This is a genomic window from Vibrio sp. SSH13-20 (assembly GCF_040104475.1).
Lineage (GTDB): Bacteria > Pseudomonadota > Gammaproteobacteria > Enterobacterales > Vibrionaceae > Vibrio > Vibrio harveyi.
The window spans coordinates 153,534-172,880 of sequence record NZ_JBECOU010000008.1 but is presented as its reverse complement, the minus strand read 5'-3'; the positions used below and the strand labels follow the sequence as shown (position 1 = coordinate 172,880).

Annotated in this window: 18 protein-coding genes and 1 riboswitch; of the genes, 6 read left to right on the top strand and 12 right to left on the bottom strand. The window is 44.8% G+C overall.

Annotation, left to right across the window (positions count from 1 at the left end; genetic code table 11):
* Nucleotides 1–75 precede the first annotated feature (75 nt).
* Together ABMY42_RS21560 and ABMY42_RS21555 are read left to right on the top strand one after the other, a co-directional pair.
* Entirely contained in the window at nt 76–852 is a 777-nt protein-coding gene (locus tag ABMY42_RS21560) for a helix-turn-helix transcriptional regulator (protein ID WP_349266777.1), read from the top strand.
* A 246-nt stretch (nt 853–1,098) separates the two neighbouring features.
* Nucleotides 1,099–1,482 (top strand): hypothetical protein, encoded by a 384-nt coding sequence (locus ABMY42_RS21555; protein WP_005446079.1) that lies wholly within the window; start codon nt 1,099–1,101, stop codon nt 1,480–1,482.
* Between the two features lie 113 nt (nt 1,483–1,595).
* Here the strand turns inward: ABMY42_RS21555 and ABMY42_RS21550 are convergent, their stop codons facing one another.
* Nucleotides 1,596–2,330 carry a hypothetical protein gene (locus ABMY42_RS21550; RefSeq protein ID WP_009702107.1) on the bottom strand — a complete coding sequence of 245 codons (735 nt, stop codon included), beginning with the start codon at nt 2,328–2,330 and terminating at the stop codon, nt 1,596–1,598.
* Between the two features lie 31 nt (nt 2,331–2,361).
* Nucleotides 2,362–2,520, bottom strand: coding sequence for a hypothetical protein (locus tag ABMY42_RS21545; RefSeq protein WP_005446082.1), 159 nt, complete (start codon nt 2,518–2,520; stop codon nt 2,362–2,364).
* 529 nt (nt 2,521–3,049) lie between these two features.
* A riboswitch (glycine riboswitch) is annotated at nt 3,050–3,151 on the top strand.
* A gap of 121 nt (nt 3,152–3,272) precedes the next feature.
* On the opposite strand from ABMY42_RS21545, the gene ABMY42_RS21540 reads away from it, so the two are divergent.
* On the top strand, nt 3,273–4,649 hold the full coding sequence (locus ABMY42_RS21540) for a sodium:alanine symporter family protein (RefSeq protein WP_005446084.1): 1,377 nt from the start codon (nt 3,273–3,275) through the stop codon (nt 4,647–4,649).
* 263 nt (nt 4,650–4,912) lie between these two features.
* On the opposite strand, the gene ABMY42_RS21535 is transcribed toward ABMY42_RS21540, so the two are convergent.
* The gene (locus ABMY42_RS21535; protein WP_005446086.1) at nt 4,913–6,433 is read right to left on the bottom strand and encodes an aldehyde dehydrogenase family protein; all 1,521 of its coding nucleotides are present in this window, start codon (nt 6,431–6,433) and stop codon (nt 4,913–4,915) included.
* Between the two features lie 247 nt (nt 6,434–6,680).
* Between ABMY42_RS21535 and ABMY42_RS21530 the strand changes: the two genes are divergently transcribed.
* Nucleotides 6,681–8,444, top strand: a complete 1,764-nt coding sequence (locus ABMY42_RS21530) for a sigma-54-dependent Fis family transcriptional regulator (protein WP_281188774.1) — start codon at nt 6,681–6,683, stop codon at nt 8,442–8,444.
* Between the two features lie 63 nt (nt 8,445–8,507).
* Here the strand turns inward: ABMY42_RS21530 and ABMY42_RS21525 are convergent, their stop codons facing one another.
* On the bottom strand, nt 8,508–8,645 hold the full coding sequence (locus tag ABMY42_RS21525; protein ID WP_005446090.1) for a hypothetical protein: 138 nt from the start codon (nt 8,643–8,645) through the stop codon (nt 8,508–8,510).
* A 342-nt stretch (nt 8,646–8,987) separates the two neighbouring features.
* Here ABMY42_RS21525 and ABMY42_RS21520 point away from each other — a divergent pair, with 342 nt between their 5' ends.
* On the top strand, nt 8,988–9,899 hold the full coding sequence (locus tag ABMY42_RS21520) for a LysR family transcriptional regulator (protein WP_349266776.1): 912 nt from the start codon (nt 8,988–8,990) through the stop codon (nt 9,897–9,899).
* Between the two features lie 131 nt (nt 9,900–10,030).
* On the opposite strand, the gene ABMY42_RS21515 is transcribed toward ABMY42_RS21520, so the two are convergent.
* Nucleotides 10,031–11,551 carry a DUF1254 domain-containing protein gene (locus ABMY42_RS21515; protein ID WP_017190255.1) on the bottom strand — a complete coding sequence of 507 codons (1,521 nt, stop codon included), beginning with the start codon at nt 11,549–11,551 and terminating at the stop codon, nt 10,031–10,033.
* Nucleotides 11,552–11,823: 272 nt separating this feature from the next.
* On the opposite strand from ABMY42_RS21515, the gene ABMY42_RS21510 reads away from it, so the two are divergent.
* The gene (locus ABMY42_RS21510; protein ID WP_281188919.1) at nt 11,824–12,030 is read left to right on the top strand and encodes a hypothetical protein; all 207 of its coding nucleotides are present in this window, start codon (nt 11,824–11,826) and stop codon (nt 12,028–12,030) included.
* Nucleotides 12,031–12,306: 276 nt separating this feature from the next.
* Here the strand turns inward: ABMY42_RS21510 and ABMY42_RS21505 are convergent, their stop codons facing one another.
* The 7 genes from ABMY42_RS21505 to citD form a co-directional block, all read right to left on the bottom strand.
* Nucleotides 12,307–13,818, bottom strand: a complete 1,512-nt coding sequence (locus tag ABMY42_RS21505) for a lytic polysaccharide monooxygenase (protein ID WP_026000338.1) — start codon at nt 13,816–13,818, stop codon at nt 12,307–12,309.
* 478 nt (nt 13,819–14,296) lie between these two features.
* Nucleotides 14,297–15,124 (bottom strand): DUF5718 family protein, encoded by an 828-nt coding sequence (locus ABMY42_RS21500; RefSeq protein WP_009697449.1) that lies wholly within the window; start codon nt 15,122–15,124, stop codon nt 14,297–14,299.
* An 18-nt stretch (nt 15,125–15,142) separates the two neighbouring features.
* A complete protein-coding gene (gene citG / locus ABMY42_RS21495) occupies nt 15,143–16,102 on the bottom strand; it encodes a triphosphoribosyl-dephospho-CoA synthase CitG (RefSeq protein ID WP_349266775.1) in 960 nt (319 codons plus the stop codon).
* Nucleotides 16,083–16,619, bottom strand: a complete 537-nt coding sequence (citX, locus tag ABMY42_RS21490) for a citrate lyase holo-[acyl-carrier protein] synthase (protein ID WP_349266774.1) — start codon at nt 16,617–16,619, stop codon at nt 16,083–16,085. The genes citG and citX overlap by 20 nt, the downstream gene beginning before the upstream one ends.
* Nucleotides 16,616–18,133, bottom strand: a complete 1,518-nt coding sequence (gene citF / locus ABMY42_RS21485; RefSeq protein WP_349266773.1) for a citrate lyase subunit alpha — start codon at nt 18,131–18,133, stop codon at nt 16,616–16,618. The genes citX and citF overlap by 4 nt, the downstream gene beginning before the upstream one ends.
* 9 nt (nt 18,134–18,142) lie before the next feature.
* Nucleotides 18,143–19,018: a citrate (pro-3S)-lyase subunit beta gene (gene citE, locus ABMY42_RS21480; RefSeq protein ID WP_005445440.1), complete on the bottom strand. Its 876-nt coding sequence runs from the start codon at nt 19,016–19,018 to the stop codon at nt 18,143–18,145.
* A complete protein-coding gene (gene citD, locus ABMY42_RS21475; protein WP_101904809.1) occupies nt 19,015–19,311 on the bottom strand; it encodes a citrate lyase acyl carrier protein in 297 nt (98 codons plus the stop codon). Before citD ends, citE begins: the two co-directional genes overlap by 4 nt.
* Nucleotides 19,312–19,347: the final 36 nt, after the last annotated feature.

The following is a 19,347-nucleotide window of genomic DNA, read 5'->3' as shown; positions in this document are numbered from 1 at the left end:
GCTAATTAATGACAAGCTCAGTTTATCTGGCTAGCATTTGGCGTATAGATTCCATCGAGACAGGTTATTGCTCAAATGAGCCAAAACGTCAAAGCCATCAGTTTGGACGTCAGTATCAATCGCTTAGAGGCGGTGGTCATTCCCAAGTACTACCCCAACGGGCACGTCATTGACTGGCATTGCCACCAACACAACCAATTGGTGTACGCCAGCAGTGGAGTGATGGCGGTCGAGACAGAATTGAAGTTATGGGTCGTTCCGCCTCAAAGGGCTGTGTGGATCCCAGCGTATGAGAAACACAAGGTGTACATGTATGGGGATGCGGCGATGAAAAACGTTTACTTGTTGCCAAGCATCGATATTGAGCTGCCAAATCAGAGTGATGTTCTCAATGTGTCACCAATGCTGCGTGAGATGATCATTCATCTTTCTGAGCAACCTGCCGATCAAGCAACCACGGAACCGTATTGGCGTATTGTTCAGGTTTTGTTGGATCAGTTGAAAGTCGCGCCACAAGCGTCCATTCAAATCCCTCTTCCCAACAACGCCAAACTCGAACAAGTTTGTAACTCACTGTTGGAGACCCCTGCGGACAATCGTTCACTAAAGCAATGGGCAGAAGAAATTAACGTCAGCAGCCGTACTTTGAGCCGCTTGTTTCGTAATGAAGTTGGCATGTCTTTCATCGAGTATCGTCAACAAGCAAGATTATTCCACTCTCTGACTTTGTTGGCGCAATCTCACCCTGTCACTACCGTTGCATTTGAGTGCGGCTTTACGAGCGTAAGTGCTTTTAATCATCTATTCAAACAAAGCTTTGGGGTGACACCGGGTCGCTTCTTCATCAATTGATATTGAGGACGAATAAAGCCCGTATTTGATGCAGAGTTCGAACGGTCGATACTCCGAGTACTTGACATCCTTATCATCTGAAGATTCTACCAGATACGCCGTTTGCGTATTTACTCACTAAAAAGACGTAAATAATCAGAAAGATCGGTTAAAAATGTGCATTTTAGGCATTCCCATTCAGTCAGCAATAAATTAGACTCAAATCAATGCCCAAGAAGTTTGAATTATTGATAAAAAGGAATGCCCATGAGCTCAAGTATGATCCTTAATGAATCGCTGATTGTAAGTGGCCGAGATATCCCACTAAAAGAATTGTTGTATGCGAAACGTGTACTTGATAATTACATGGCAGTAGCAAAAGAAAGTAGTCCACTAGAACTGCTCACCGAAATGAAGTCTGCAGCAAAGCAAGTTGAATACTTCACCACTGACGATAACCCTTGCGAAGCACGTAATGTTATCAGTGGTATGATTGACCAAATCGACAGCGCAGAGTCTTTCGATGCCTTTAAATCACTGGCTGGTAAACCGTCTCAAGCGTTGAATGAACTGATTGAAGACCGAGCACAATTGATTAAACATGAACGTGAATTGCTATTAGCTTCAGGTTATGACGCTTCTCGCATCTAATCGACATCGAATTAGAGTTAATCCGTTCTGACGGATAGACACAAAAAAGGAGCTCATTGAGAGCTCCTTTTGTATTTCTTAATCACCAAGCTGGGGAGTGAAAAGCGCTTGCTCTACAGTCCCATCTCTGCCGTAATGTCTTTGATCTGTTTTAGGTCCATCTTGTGAACTTCAATAAGTTGGTCAACTTGGCTTAAACGAGAATTTGCTTCATCGTGTCGGTCACACGCGTCTGATTTCACGTCCCAAGACTTGCCCTCTAGGAAAACGTCACACTCTTTTTTCAACGTTTCGATCTTAGGCAATAGCGATTCACGCTCCTTCTCTAGAGACTCCAACTCTTGCGAGATTTGCAGTTCCTTACGGAACACTTCACGTGAACGCTCAAAGATGGTCGCTTGCATATCGGCTTGGCGATTAAGCTTATCGTTTTCACTCTTAGTGGTACTTAGCGTCGCTTTCTGTTCTTTCACTTGTGACTCAAGTGAAATATTCACTTTTTCTACTTCAGTTAACTGCGCTTGAAGCGCTTTTAGTTCCGCTTTATGAGCTTCTTCTTTTTCTGCCAATAACGTCGCGACTTTTGCATCGATTTCTTTATCCAAGCTCGCTTCGCGTGTTTTCACTTGAGAAACCAAATCCGTCTTGTCTTGTGCTAGTGCTTGGTACTTTTCTTCCAACACTTGGTAAGTGGACTCCCACTTACTTGCTGTCATTGCCGACCCAGCCAAACCACCAAATGCCAAACCCAGTACTGCCGCAATGGCAATATAAATGTGGGTACGCTTATCGCGCTCCTCAATGACAACTACTTCGTCTTGATCTTCAATATTATTCTGAGAAGTCACCGTATCTTACTCCAAGGACTCTACCGGTTTGCTAGCGAGTGAGTTCCGCAATCATGATTGACGCGGTATAAATTAAAAATGCGCTGATCAGCGTAATGACCGTCGCTTTTTGGACTTTTTCATTGGTACGATAACGAAATAGCACAAACGCTAATCCAATCAATACCGCAATGGCTAACAATCTAGTCATACCGCCTCCTTGTCCAATAATGTGAACTTATCTGATTCCATAGACAGTTTCGCAAAGAAACATTGTAACCTATTTCTACGTCGCTTACGGTCAACTTAGCGTAGATTTTGAAGCGATTGCTCCCGTTTTGATCAATTTTCTATTCTAAACTGAATAACTTATCGACACAGCTCTACTCGCCTATCGTTCAATCGAATTAGATTTCGACCATCCATACAAGTAAACAATGAACAAAAGATTGACTCATTTGTTTAATTAATCGACAAACCTATGAAATTAAGACCACAAAGTCCGCATAATGTGTTGAAAATAAATCGTCATTTGGTGTTGAAATGGTAACAAAACATGATAGAGTTCACACGTTAATGGTGACCAGCATCATTAACTAACCTTTACTCATTTAATTGAGTAAATGTTCCGATGAAGACTGCAGGAGAGTGGTTATTAACTAAATTTTAACATTTAGTTAGGGTAACTCGCCGAAGAATTAACTATTTCAGGTGCTACCTTGGTAGCGGGGACTGTAGTTGGAGGAACCTCTGGAGAGAACCGTTAAATCGGTCGCCGAAGGAGCAAGTCCCGCACATGTGTGCGGGGTGAAACTCTCAGGCAAAAGGACAGAGGAGTGGAAAGTAACAACCTAACTATTTGGCGTTCCCGCCTTATTTTGTTTTGAATAGCATAGCTATTAGAGATCCTTGATCTCGTCCTTTCCCTCTTCTCCTTATTAGTTGTTTTATTAAGGGGAAATCATGAACGACCTACAATCTTTACTTCAAACCATTGATAACTTTGTCTGGGGTCCACCACTGCTGCTTTTGCTTGTGGGAACCGGTGTTTACTTCACTTTTAGCCTAGGCTTGATCCAATTTAAACACCTACCAACTGCGTTAGCGATGGTATTCAGTAAAGATAAGTCATCTGATAAACAGGGTGACGTTTCTAGCTTTGCAGCGCTATGTACTGCGCTGTCTGCAACTATTGGTACAGGTAACATTGTTGGTGTTGCAACAGCAATCAAACTTGGTGGTCCTGGTGCCCTATTCTGGATGTGGCTAGCTGCCCTATTTGGAATGGCAACCAAATACGCTGAGTGTCTTCTTGCTGTGAAATACCGTCGTGTTGACGACAAAGGCCAAATGATTGGTGGTCCTATGTACTACCTGCAATATGGTGTTGGCTCGAAAGCGCTAGCTATCATGTTCGCGGTATTTGCACTGGGCGTAGCCTGTTTTGGTATCGGTACCTTCCCTCAAGTGAATGCAATTCTTGATGCAAGTGAGATTTCTCTTGGTGTAAACCGCGAGCTGTCTGCCTTCATCCTGACGCTATTAGTGGCATTCGTAACCTTGGGCGGTATTAAGTCGATCGCTAGCGTTGCAGGTAAAGTCGTGCCAGCAATGGCGCTGTTTTATGTGCTAGCGTGTTTGAGTGTGATCATCATGAATGCAGACCAATTGCTAAATGCAGTTGAGCTTGTATTGGTGTCTGCATTTACTTCGACAGCGGCAACTGGTGGTTTCTTGGGTGCAAGTATTATGCTGGCAATCCAATCTGGTATCGCTCGTGGCGTATTCTCAAACGAATCTGGTTTGGGTAGTGCGCCTATGGCTGCGGCTGCTGCGAAAACGGATTCTTGTGTTAAACAAGGTCTGATTTCTATGACGGGTACCTTCTTCGATACCATCATCATCTGTACGATGACTGGTCTTGCTTTGATCCTTACGGGTGCATGGCAAAGTGACCTTGCAGGTGCAGCGATGACAACACACGCATTTGCGGTTGGTCTTAACGCAGAGACATTAGGTCCAATGCTGGTATCTATCGGTCTTATGTTCTTCGCATTTACCACCATTCTTGGCTGGAACTACTACGGTGAGCGCTGTGTTGTATTCCTATTCGGTACAAAAGCAGTACTTCCGTACAAACTGATTTTTGTTGGTTTGGTGGCTTCAGGTGCTTTCCTTCACCTAGATATGATTTGGCTACTGGCTGATATCGTAAACGGTCTAATGGCAATCCCTAACCTAATTGGTTTAATTGCTCTGCGCCACGTGGTGTTGGAAGAGACAAAACTGTTCTTCAAACCGTCTTCTCAATCAGATGATTTTGATGCAGTAAAAGCCTAATCCAAGTTAGAAACGTGAAGTTCACTTTAATTAAGAGCCCCCTAAGTTGAATGACTTAGGGGGCTCTTCTTATATAGGTATGCCCAAGTGACTTCAAGATGCAGGATTCAGAGCGTTGTCATTGATTCGAGAGTAAGGAAAACGACGCAGTGTAATAACTAGATCTTTAAATCGCCGCCGCGTCTACAAACCAAGTCATTCTCGCTGAACCTAGCATCTCGAGGTTACTTGGGTATATTACATTTTACTGCGATACCTTCGCTTTAGAAAAAGCCTAGCGGATTGACGTCGTAGCTGATTAATAGGTTCTTCGTGTTCTGGTAGTGATCGAGCATCATCTTATGGGTTTCTCGACCAATGCCTGATTTTTTGTAGCCTCCGAACGCAGCATGTGCAGGATACGCGTGATAGCAGTTAATCCAAATGCGCCCTGCTTCGATATTACGCCCCATGCGGTAAGCAAGGTTTTGGTCGCGCGTCCACACGCCAGCACCCAAACCATATTCCGTGTCATTGGCAATCGCTAGCGCCTCTGCTTCGTCTTTAAAAGTAGTCACAGCAATGACCGGACCAAAGATCTCTTCTTGGAATACGCGCATCTTATTGTGACCTTGTAACAAAGTCGGTTGAATGTAGTAGCCTTGCTCCAAGTCGTTTTCCTGTTTCGCCACATCACCACCAAACACGACTTTGGCCCCTTCTTGGCGTCCGATTTCTAGGTAGCTCAGGATCTTATCGAATTGTTCTTGCGATGCCTGTGCCCCCACCTGAGTGTCAGTATCTAGTGGGTTACCTTGTTTAATGGTCTTCGCGCGTTCTGCCACTTTCGCAATAAACTTGTCGTACACAGATTCATGTACCAAGACACGTGATGGACAGGTACACACCTCTCCTTGGTTAAAGAACGCAAGCAGCGTGCCTTCAATACACTTATCTAGGTATTCATCTTCATGATCAAACACATCTGGGAAGTAGATATTCGGAGACTTACCACCAAGCTCAACGGTTGATGGAATGAGATTCTCTGCTGCGCATTTTAAGATATGGTTACCTACTTCGGTTGAGCCCGTGAATGCCAGCTTTGCAATTCGGTTACTGGTTGCTAGTGCTTGCCCTGCTTCTGAGCCAAAACCGTTGACCACGTTCACCACGCCTGCTGGCAAGAGATCACCAATCTTTTCCATCAGAACGAGAATCGAAGTTGGCGTTTGTTCGGCAGGTTTGAGCACCACACAACAGCCAGCAGCCAACGCAGGAGCAAGCTTCCACGCCGCCATCAACATTGGGAAATTCCAGGGAATGATCTGTCCTACAACACCAATTGGCTCAGGGAAATGGTAGCTTGCAGTGTGTTCATCAAGCTCAGCCGCACTGCCTTCTTGAGCACGGATACAGCCTGCGAAGTAACGGAAATGGTCGACCACTAAAGGAAGATCCGCCGCCAGTGTTTCGCGCACAGGTTTACCATTTTCCCATGTCTCTGCTACCGCAAGTTCTTCAAGGTTTTGTTCAATGCGGTCTGCTATTTTCAGTAGAATGTTGGCACGCTCAGTAACGCTGGTTTTGGCCCATTTTGCTCTTACATTGTGCGCTGCATCCAATGCAAGGTTGATGTCTGCCTCGCTAGAACGAGCAACCTTACAATACGCTTGACCATTGATTGGTGACGTATTATCGAAGTACTCCCCACCCCTCGGTTTCACCCATTCGCCACCGATGTAGTTGTCGTAATGTGATTTAAAATTCACGACGGCATTTTCACTACCTGGCTGTGCATAGATCATAACTCTTCCTTTTGTTCTCGTTCAGTTTTTTGTTTTAAACAACCGAGTGTTCAACTCAGCGATGTTGTCACTTCATTACTCAAGTCACATGCCAACAACACACGTCTTGTTGTTAATTAAATGTAAAACTATGATTACCAAGCGATAACAAACTAAGTGAGTGACGTTTGAGCGGATGTATGGTGTGAACACCAGTGTTCAAGTGTTCCAAAATGGCACACCCTCACTGTGACAAAATGGTACAGTCATGGAACTTCAACACATTACCAACAACAACTGGCTTTCTACTTCATGGGACAGAAGTGAACAAGCGGGTTTAAAACAGCGACGTCGACCTGACGATATTCGCGTCACGTCTGCGTTTCTGCAGGACAGACGCCACCAGCTTAACTTCTTAATCGATGCCGTGAAGCAGTTTGCCCTGCCTTTGTTTAATCAGTTGTTTGCGCACAGCGACAGTCGGTTAATATTGACCGATGCAGATGGCGTGATCATCGGTAGCTGGGGGCAACCTAAATTCCGAGAAAAACTGACCGAAATTGCGCTCAGTTCTGGCGCGTGCTGGCAAGAAAAACTGAAAGGCACCAACGCCATTGGCACTGCGTTAGTAGAAGCCAAACCGGTGTCTGTTATTGGTGACCAGCACTTTATTCAACATCATCGCTTTATCAGTTGCTCAGCAAGTCCAATCTTTGATCATTTGGGTAACTTAATGGGCGTGTTGGACATTACCAGCGAAGAGAAAAAGCACGATTTCTCAACGCAAGTACTGGTCCAGAATATGGTTCAGCAAGTCGAAAACCAACTCCTCAATCAAATCCCTCAAGGACATATTCGAGTCGATTTAGCATGCGAAAAAGGGTTACTCAGCAGTGGGTGGCAAGGCATTATCATCGCCAATGAGGAAGGACAAATCCTTGCGCATAACCAAGTCGCCTCGCAATTGCTTGATCAACCGAATGTGATTGGACAATCTCTGGATTCGATACTCGATAATTCGCTAAGCCGTCAATCACTGGTGTTTAAAACTCAACCTTTGTCAGAGAGTAAAACGTCTTCCCGCTCTCTTTCTGCATCCAACGATCTTCATTATGGCGACACCACGGTCGAGCATTGTTGGCAACAAGCAAATCGCGTTATCGACAAAGACATTAGCTTACTTATTCTTGGAGAAACCGGTGTAGGGAAAAACGAATTCGTCAAAGCGTTACACAAAAACAGCCAACGTAAGAGTGGTCCTTTGGTATCAGTTAACTGTGGGGCATTACCCAAAGACTTAGTTGAATCTGAACTGTTTGGCTATGTTTCAGGTGCATTCACTGGTGCAAACAGCAAAGGATATCAGGGTAAAATCCGCCAAGCGCACAACGGCATCTTGTTCTTAGATGAGATTGCAGATTTGCCTCTAGAAGCGCAAAGCCGCCTACTCCACGTGTTACAAGACAAAACCGTACTTCCTGTTGGTTCAAACCAAACCATCCAAGTTGATACGCAAATCATCGCCGCAACACACAAAGACTTAGAGTTGTTGATTGAACAAGGCGTATTTCGTCAGGATCTTTACTACCGTCTCAACGGACTTATCGTCGAGCTACCTCGCTTTGAAGAGCGCAATGATAAGCAAGCACTGATTGAGAACATTCATCGACGCCATTCTGATTCGGAACAGACCATTTGTCCCCACCTTCTTTCATTGATGATGACTTACGTGTGGCCTGGCAATCTGCGAGAACTCGATAGCTTAATCAAAGTCTCTTCATTGATGGCGCAAGGAGAGACGCAACTAGAACTTAGCCATGTGCCAAATCATCTTGCTAAGAAGCTTAGCCATACCAGTATGATTGAAGACGTTAGCGTGCCGAAAACCAAAGATATGCGTTCGACTGTCGAAGATAAGCTGGTAAAAACTTATCAAGCGAACCAAGGTAATATCAGCAAAACCTCACGCATGTTGGGATTAAGCCGCAATACCATTTATCGCAAGCTTAAAAGCCTTGGGATGCTCAAGTGATAGATGTTCAGAGATAAAAAAAGAGCACCGCTTCGGGTGCTCTTCTTATTTTGAAACCTAGCCTTACAGTCCGCCTTCTTGCTGCGCCTGTTTTACTAAAGCCTGACGTTGAGTTTCCGTTTCAGATATCACTTTCTGTTCCTTGTGCGTTTCCTGATCCATATCAGTCGGAATGAAAACAAAGTACTTGTTAAGAGTCATCGTAAGAACCTCAATTATTAGTGTTAAATCACCTTCTTGGTAAATGTAAACAACACCAGCAAAAACAACTTATGCCGGATCCTTGTTGTAGGTTTCAAAAAATAGAGGATGTTTGACCATCAAACATCCTCCATATGCAACCTAATTATAGGATGAGTTCAAGGGCTTACCTAGCACTGTTTTTCACCTTTTACGCAATCTTAGTTTCGCCTTCCGATTGAGCACATCATACTCTTACAAGCTAACCCCATGTCACAAAAGGAAAAATTGTTTTAAATTTTATTGGAACAGAGGATGAGAGACACCGATACTTAAAGCTCAATAACCTCAGGTACTGAGCTCGTGAAAAATACTATTGATTTGAATTTGTATCGCTTTCTTTATCTACTCAGCCAGCAAAAATCGCAGGCGAAAGTGTGTCATACCCTCGACATTAGCAAAGCGACATTCACACGACAATTGGCTGAATGTCGTCAAAGATTTGATAACGAACTCTTCAATGCAGAAAAAGGCATTTATACCCCAACCCTGCTTTGCCAGCAGCTGTGTGAAGTCATCGGCGAACCATTAGAACGCCTAGAGCAAATCCCCCAGCTGGCGCAAAGCTTCAATGCAAATCAGCAAGCCAATGAGTACATATTCAGCATCATTAATCCGTTATCTGGCATGTTGACGACCCCCTTAGTCTCCGCCCTTACAACGGAAGATCAAAAGCCGAAGATTTCATTTATTGATTGGTCGATAGAAAGTATCGAAAACCCAAAACGAGGGGCCGTCGTCATTGGAATTGGCGGCTTTCCAAATGAGCTCAATGAGAGAATGGTTGAGCGCAAAGTTGCTTCTGTTCCCATCTTTGCGTACGTGAATGATCAACACCCACTTAGCCAACATAACGAGCTAGAGCTAAGTGACATTGAAAACCTCGAGACGGTGCGCGTGTCTATGGGCTCTCTTGATGTCAGTGCGTACTATGAACGAATGCGAAAACTCACTGGGGTAAATTTGGAACAGAAACTAACGGTCTCTTCTATGGCGGCAGCGCTTGATTGCGTAAAAGTCAGCCCGTATGTATTTGTCGGGATGCACATTAACGATGATGCCCTATCAGAGGGCGTGCTCCGATTGCCGTTAAGGCTGAATGCTAAACCAATGATGTTTGATGTGGGCGTTCAATATCACCGAGCATTCTACCAGCACCCGATCATTGCTCAGGTAGAAGCCTTTATTAAACGAGCACTGCAAGAAACAAATTAGAACGACTATCACTTGTCGTCGCAAATAAACAGTCCCTCAAGCAAGACCAAACAAAGCCGCAACAGAGCCATAAGAACAAGCCAAAAACAAGCAACCGGTCTATCAATTGACCGGTTGCCTCTTCAATTATCTTACTTCACTTCCGTGATATCACTAGGCTTCCACGAGCCGTCATACCAAGGTTCTAATGGACCGTAGACACGCAAGATAGTGAACCAGCCTTTGTTCGGCACAGTCTCAATCCAGTTTGCTTCTTTGCCTTTTGGTGCTTTCGGACCAAAATACAAATCAATCGAGCCATCTGCATTTGTCATCATGTCGTCGCGTTTGTCGTTCTTACTCGGGAAAGGTTGACTGGTCTGTAATTCCGAACGCGTTTGTGTATCGTAAGCCACAACTGACCAGAAGTTCTTCGCAGGAACATTCGCAGGAATGGTCAGCTTGTAGTTTTTGCTGCCATCAAAGAACTCTCCCTGAGCAGATTTATCAACGATTGCGTACTTAGAACCTTTACCAACCATTTTGAGCGCCATTGCCGGCGTATTAACCGTCGCCATATAGAAGAAATAAGTGCGCGCATCTAGGTTGCGACCACCGTTGCCTTCTTCAATCAGCCATTGGTAATCATTACCAATGAACGCTGTCTTCCAATTACGATCATCCCAAATGTAAGCGTTCTGGGTACGAGGATTAAACATCAACGCTCGTGCGGTTGCATTACCTATTGCTGCACCATCTTCCAATATGCTCTGCATTCGTGCATCTGGGGCAAACGGCTTACCTTTTTGTATGCCGATGGTCGCTATCAGTCCACGCATTTCTGGGTCGATAAACTCAATCGGTTCTTTGTCGATCACCGTTTTGATTTCATCGTAAAAGTGCTCATCATTTGCATGAATGGTATTAAACGATTTACCACTACCAGAGATGAATTCCATCTTCGGCGGCTCGCCTTTCTTAGATAATGGATAAATCTTTAAACCACTATGGTATGAATTCACTGCCGCGTCTGTTTTACCGTCTTTCAAAAAGCCACGAGCAATAAACCAGTTCACGTAACTTGTTGATTGAGAAACGTGATACCCCTCTGGCACTGGACCTTCATAGTTCGGAGGCAAAATAAGGTATTTGCCACCTTCACCTTTATCTGGTCCTACAACACCCATGTCCGTCACAAAACGAAAGAATGCATCATTGACGGTCGTTGGTCCCATACCCGGTGGGATTTCAACCACTGTTGGACCATCACGCTCGAGATCGAGAAATGCGGACGCGTATACCGTATCTGTATTTCCGGTTAAGAACAGCGGATTCGAATCCATCAGATCATCAAACAGCATCACCTGATTGGATGTGGTTAACCCCATTTTCTCATGCCCGACTCTTAACGCTTCCAGGGATGCCATAGGAATCGCGTTCATAAACACTTCTGTTGCTCGCATGGTATCGAGGTTGTTGTATAGCGTATCCATCGTCTGCTGGCTTGGTACGCCATCCTTGAAATTCAAAGTACCAATGCTGGTTTCAACCTTATCAGGTGTCATGATACTGGTAGGAATATCTGTATTGTACGCATTCGTGCTTGCCAGAACAGATGATGAAACCAGTAGGCTAGTGATAACAACGACACGTTTAAGTTGAGTCTTGAACATAAGAGTTTCCTGCTTTGTCAGTGGGGATGCATTAACTGTAGCCAAAGATGGGAATCAATTTTGACGTTCAGCAGAATCAAAAATGTTGGCATAGACAATGAGCAATGAAACTCATATAAAATCACAAATAAAAAACTGTCTACCAGGTCAATATTTAATCTTTTTTGAGAAATATTTAGCCTGTTTTTTGGGTAAATTCCCCCCAGAAGAGAGACAATACGAATGCGGAGTGAAAGCACTCTGGTTCTACCCACTAAGCTTTGGGAGGCGTTATGAAAAGTAACAAACTTGGTCATGTAATGTCATTCAGCAGAATGTTTTCCTTCATTGCCTTTCTGGCTGCCACATTCGCTTGGGTATTAAGTATGTATGCCCTCTTCACGGTTTCCGTCGTGGCACTCTTCGTCAGCGGACTGCTCTACTTGAATGACAAGTTCGGTCATCACCCAAAAGGCAGTACAAAAGAAAAGAGCGCTTAGGCGCTCTTTGAGTTTCAAGCTCTTACATAGCACTAATATCACTCTGTCCGTTCGTTTCAGCCTATTGTCTTTATTTATTCCCAAGTGACTTCAAGATCCAGAATTCAGGGCGAGGTTACTTGGGATAGGGACGATTTTCTGCCCATATTTGCATTTGGTGATATCACCTCACTTACCCCGTCAGTTTATGAACGACGTAAAAAAGCCACTGTCTTTAACTCAAAACAGTGGCTTTCATGCTTGCCTTAGCCAATTCCATTTGGCTACAACCAATGATTAGTTAGCTGGACGCCAAACGCCCCACTTATCTTTTTGGTAAGCCGCTTGTGGGTTATCACCACCTTTAATCCACCATTGTGCTTTCCAATTTTGGTCAGCATACGCGACAACTTCACCACCTAGGTAAGTTTTTGCTGAATCCCATGCGTCATCGCTTGGGTCTGGTGTTGGATCAGGATCTGGCGTTGGCTCAGGGTCTACACCACCATCGTCGACAATCACTTCAAACGTAAATGTCTCTGCACGTTCGCTGTTTACTGCGTTCGCAACAAACGACAAGGTCTCATTCTGCGTAATCGCACGAGTATCAACGACAATCGACGCAGTGCCGTTATTTTGAATACTCACAGAAGAGCCTTGAGTTTGAGTTAAGTTCGCAGCTTCGCTGGTAGAAATCACCACTTTGTCCCCAGCGCTAACTACTTTGTCGCTCTTCACTAACTCGTAGATGTCACCTGCCAATGGTTCAACATTACCGTCATCACCATCAATAACTGAAATCACACCCGACGCTCGACCATCTTTCGAGTTAAAGAAGTTGCGTGATGGATCGTTTTGGAAGTACATGTAATGAGACATTTCTTCATGCCAATCACCAATGAACACCGCTCCATCTTTGAACTCTTCGTGCCAACCATTGATCTCTGACGCCAATAGACGTTGCCAGTCGTTGATGTTCGATGAATTCACTTCAATATCGAAGCTACGTGCAACATCTCCGTATTTATTGATGATGTCATACTTAACCGTATCACCAAGGTCTGGACCAACAAAATTAACTGGGATGTATAGCTCACCTTTCACGAGATCTGGTTGAGGTGTTGGCTCTGGTGGAGGCGTTTCGCCGCCCACAATAGTGATGTCAGAACAGTTGTAGAAGCCTTCACCCGCCGCATCGTTACGCTGCCAGCGCACAAAAAGAATCGCGTCGCCTGAACGATCAGAAGGGATGGTCACATTCATGCGGTATTTACCACCTTCAACTGGGACATTACCTTCGGTTTGAATCAAATCAAGATCGCTCCACGCCAACGCTTTGCTTAGGTCTGCATTTGGTTTGGTTAGGTAAAACTCCCAAAAAGACGGGTTATGTGGTGCCGTCGCATTAAATACAAATTCGAATGTACCCGTATTTAGCTCTGTGCGAGTCCACGCGGTGTGTGGTGCGCCCATGCCCTTTTTCTGAGGGTCATTTGCGTAACACAACGTACCATCTGGAATAGCCGCTTTCACTGCTGCCATATTGTTGTAATCGGTAATGTTCTTCGCGTACTCGTTGCGCTGAACAAACGGATAGGTACCAGAAATTTCTTTTGCTTGAGCACAAGCTGCATTTGGTGGGTTACCTGACCAAATTCCGCCTTGCTCGTAACACGTGTTTTGACGTGCACTAGGAAACTCTGACCAGCCATGAGCATTGGCTGCTGTTGGCAAGCCAGATAGCATTGCCATACCTACTGCTGCTTTAAGAATGTTTTTATTTGCTTTCACTTTTTCACTCTCTACCATTTTATTATGCAAGTCAGCCACAACGGATACTTTATAACCACTGTCACCTATTGCGTGTTTATAGTTTTAATCTGGAAACAGTTAAAAAGAATATACGTAAATTTTATCAATGAAAGTTTTGAGGTTATTGATAGGAATTAACATCACAATTTTAAATACCCTGACATTAACTAACCGAATTATCACCAAAGCAATATAACCCTATTTTTCATCAACTTATAAGGCTATAAAATTTCAAAACACATTTATAATTAGAGTAATTACGTTATTAAACAAACTTATAATAAACATTAAATGCACTTAACGAATCTGTGATTCACTGTCCACTTTTAAAACTTGAGCAAAATACATTAAATATCAATAAGACAAACACTAATATAAATATTAGATATATATCACTCCTTTTATTTCATTCAGCGAATAAGACATTAAAAAGCCCGCTAATTTGCGGGCTTTTTTGTTCTCTATTGGCTTAAACTTAAAGCACTCTTTGACTCACATAAGAAAAGCCTGTCGCTTCATACTGCGACTTCTGTACCATGCCGAGCACATCTTTTGGTTGGTATAGGTGGCTGTCATACACAACAACCACACTTTCATCGCCTCTTTCCAAGAAATTCTGCTCACCATATTCGGTGTAGCGCGTTGCACCCACTGCGACCACTAGCTGGCTTGGGAGATTTGCTTGTTTGAGTAATGCGTGAATGTTTTCCATCGGACCACGATCCACTTGATGATTCATCTGATCACGTATCCAATCCAGCAGATCCGCATAGAAATAGGAGTATTCGTTTACCGCGCAATCTTCCCCGTAGGCGAATACCTGCTCTCCTCGCTTATGAAAGCTCGCGATTCTAAATCTGCCGATATCGCTATCAGGAGTGAGTCGTTCTAGTTCAATAAGTTGCGATGCCAAGCCTTTTGACGCTGCACCCCAATTTTTCTTCTCACTGATTTTATTCGCATCAGGGCGTCGAATCGAACAATCATTAAATGCGCCAAAATGCGTCGGCGTGAGCTGTAAGACCTGACCACCTTCATAAGAAACATCACAGATCAGAGCGAGCTCTGGTTCAATTTGTAAGTTCAAAATATCATTTGGCAACTTGGTCGTATCGGCACTTATTGGATATGTCGACAAATACGGATGTTCGATAAAAGGCACATAAATGGGGAACAATGCTTGGGGCTTGTTAGCGTTCACATCTCCGTAGAGAGCAAAGTCATCAGCCTCACCAGCTTGTTGCAGGTGACCTGCGAAGTTTCCCGCGATACCTAAGATCATCGCATCTTCAAAATTGTGCATACGTTTACTTGTTCCTAATTATTCGTCGTTATTCGCGATGATATGTCTCGTCAAATCATCAATTTCTGCCAGCAACCAAGTCAGCGCGAGCAAATCTGCACTGCCGCCCGGACTAAGGTTTTTTTCAATAAGCTGGCGGTCAAAATCCAGTAGCTGCTCTTCAAGGTTTGGATTATGCCAACCACTACTCTCAATAAGCTTCGATGCTATGTTCTGCACATAACGCAAACCATGCATCCCACCACGAGATACCACGTTGGTATCTTGATTGTGCACCATTAGCGTGAGCAACACTTGCCATAATGCTTGTTCTGCGGACGCGCCTTCATACAACGCTTGTTGGTATGCAGGCAAACTGTAAGTCATGATCGTTTGATAGCCAGACGCCGCCTCACCTCTTGCTCCAGTTAAACCAAATTCTCGATACAGCCGCTCACCATGAGTTTCCGTTTTAGAGTCGGTATTTTTCAGCTCTTGAAATACCATTAACGCACAACTGCGCTTAATAACTTGGCTAATGTGCAGAGAGTCAACCGCAATGCCTTTGCCTTTTAACCAGCCGATCGCGCCACATACCAATCCAAGTCCAAAGATCATCCCTTTGTGGGTATTCACACCACCAGTCACGGCAAACATTGCGCGTTCAGCTTGAATTCCAACCGGACGCAACACATCCAGTAATGTCTCTGCCGAGTGCGTTGCATGCGCAAGACCAGCGTTAAGAAAGCCATTGAGAAAAGGACGAATTGCACTCGCGCTGGCTTCAAACAGCGGCACATTCATATCTGAGTGAGCACCGTTACTAATAAGGTCAACAAGCCCCGGTTTTGGGGACAAGTGCACTTCCACCAGCATCGCATGATATGCCAACTCAGAAACCAAAGAGAACAGATTCACCTTTACAGCAGAGCGATGCGCAACGCTTGGAACACGCTCGATATTTTGGTCGAGCAACAGTTTAAGAGCAACATTCGTCATAACACACCATCGACTCTATGTAAGAAACCAAGGTTTGAAGATCATGTTTACGCGAGCGCGCGCAAATCACGGCATCTTGTTCGCAAATAAGGCATTTTCTTCGCGTCATCCCTTGCCCTTTTCTTGAGATGATCTTTCCATCGACATCAATCACATCTAAATCCATTAACCGACCGAGACGATGGTTATTCTCTATCTCAATCATGGCTCGTTTGAGCGCCATAGCGTTCGGTGCTTGGACCGAAAAAATTGCCTCTGGACCTGTGACTTGTCGCAGCAATTGTCGTCCTGCCATTGACCAGTTTTTTTCGAGACAAGTGGCTTGAATCGCTTGCACACCCTGTTCGAAGATTCGCTCCGTGCACTCCGTCATTTTCTGCGGACCTGGCATATTGACGGTAAACGACAGCAAAGGAAGGGAGTGGCGTTTTAACCACTCACCTTGTCGTTTCACACGAGCTTCTTTGTTGCTCAAGACATCATCGAGACCAACTTTCAGCCCATAGCGAATGCTCATTCAGCTTTGACCTTTCTGATGACATCAATCACAGAACCATCGCGATAACGTACATAACCCACCACTTGATCGTGATATTCAATTGGTTCCGCTTTGCCCGTTAATGATTGCGCTCTCGCAACCAAGGCTTCCATATCAAGCACAGGCAGTCCGGCGCTCAACAAACGCTCTTTTACTTCTGGGCGTCGAGGATTCACGGCAATACCATGGTCGGTCACCAACACATCTATCGATTGACCCGGCGTTACCACGTTTAACACTTGCTCTACGACAGTTGGAATACGACCACGCACGAGCGGAGCAACAATCACGGCAAGGTTTGCGCCTGCCGCTGCGTCGCAGTGACCACCAGACGCGCCACGAATCACACCATCAGAACCCGTGATAACATTGACGTTGAAGTTCACATCAATTTCAAGCGCGCTGAGAATGACCACGTCTAGACGATCAACCACCGCGCCTTTGGAAGATGGGTTAGCGTATTCATTCGCTGAGATTTCAATATGGTTCGGGTTGCGAGCAAGTGAGTCCGCTGCACCAGAGTCAAAACACTGCACGTCGATTAGATTTCGGATCAGCCCTTTCTCGTGCATAGAGACCATGGTTGAGGTAATGCCGCCCAGCCCAAACTCAGCAGTAATGCCTCGTTTTTCCATGCTATTTTCTAGAAAACGCGTGACGGCAAGCGACGCACCACCAGACCCAGTTTGTAAGCTAAAGTCTTGCTTAAAGTAACCAGAATTAATAATCACATCGGCAGCACGTTTTGCAATAAGCAGTTCACGTGGGTTACTGGTAAGACGCGTTTCACCGCCACCAATTTTGCTCGCATCACCAACTTCTTCGACTTCGACTACGGCATCCACCAAATCTTGTGTGATTGATGCAGGGTGATTTGGATAACCGACGATAGATTCAGTAAGCATGACGACTTTACGCGCGTGTTGAGCATCGATTTTGGCGTAACCCAAAGAGCCGCAGCGAGATTTGCCGTTCATGCCATTTGCATTGCCAAACTCATCGCAACAAGGCACACCGATGAACGCCACATCGATGTTTAGCTCGCCTGATTTAATCAAGTGCACGCGTCCTCCATGGGAGTGAATATGCACAGGCTCTTTAAGCAAACCATGAGAAATGGCTTCACCAAGCTCACCGCGAATACCTGATGTGTAAATCTTACTCACTACGCCGTTTTTTATGTGCTCAACAACCGGCGAATGAATACCCGTTAAAGAGCTTGAAGCCAGTGTCAGATCTTTATATCCCATCTGAGCGATAGTATCTAACACCAAGTTAACCACCTTATCGCCACCTCGAAACGCGTGATGGAAAGAGATCGTCATACCGTCTTTAAGCCCAGAACCTAAAATGGCGGAACGCAGACCTGACTTTAGCTTTCTCGACTTTTTAGAGTTTGAGTCGTTGAGATGAGGCGTTAACGCATTTGCCTCTGAAAACAGTGACAACGTCTCTGGCAGCAATGCTGGTTTGATGGATTCCATTTGTTTCATGTTCGTGCCCTACTCTTTAATTCCAGATTGCGCTTTTTGTAACGTCCAACGAGCTCGCTCGATAATTGGTCCATCGACCATTTTTCCGTTAAGTGAAACCACACCAAGCCCTTGCTCTTGCGCTTCTTCTGCTGCCTCGATAACTTGAATCGCGTAATCCACCTCTTTTTGAGTCGGTGCAAATACGTTGTGAAGTAGCTCGATTTGCCTTGGGTTAATCAGCGATTTTCCGTCGAAACCTAACGACTTAATGTGTTCCGCTTCATTGAGGAATCCTTGCTCGTTATTAGCGTCGGAATAAACGGTATCGAACGCCATAATGCCCGCAGCACGCGCAGCTTGCAGAATAGAACAACGGGCGAACAACAACTCTGTTCCTTCTGGGCTACGTTGCGTTTTTAAGTCCCTGACATAATCTTCAGCACCCAGTGCAATGCCAATTAAACGCGAAGACGATTGAGCAATTTCGATGGCGTTATTCACACCTTGCGCACTTTCGATTGCCGCCATCATTTTGGTGCTGCCAACTTCTCTACCACATACACGTTCGATGTCTTCAATGCAGCGCTCCATTTCTTGCACGTCTTCGGCACTGTCTGTTTTTGGTAGACGAACCACATTGACGCCCGCACGCACAACGGCATGCAGATCTTTCAAACCAAACTCAGACTCTAGTGGGTTCACACGGACTACTGTTTCAATCTCTTGATACAGAGGATGTTGCAGCGCGTTAAACACCAACATGCGGGCGGTGTCTTTTTCTCTCAGCGCCACAGAGTCTTCCAAATCAAACATGATCGCATCAGGCTGATAAATGAAGGTATTACTTAACATGGCGGCGTTTGCCCCTGGAACAAACAACATGCTACGGCGTAACTTACTCATGATAATTTGCTCCATTGAATGTCACTGCTGTCTGCCGCGCGCATGACTGCAGCCTGAACGCGAGCCTTAATCACACAATCTAGTGCGCCTTTGTCTTCCACTTCTAACGTTGCGGAAGTCACGCCCATCGAATTGAGCACACCATGAATCAACGCTTCGATGGCTTTGCCAAACTGCTTTTTCACTGTGCTATCAAGAGAAATGTCGATATCACCTTCTGGATTGGGTGAGATACGAACTTGCAAGTCACTGGATTCCAGCGTCCCTGCAAAAGCGGGTTTTATTATTTTCATTGAAAGACCTTTAACACCTTGGTTAAAAATTAATTG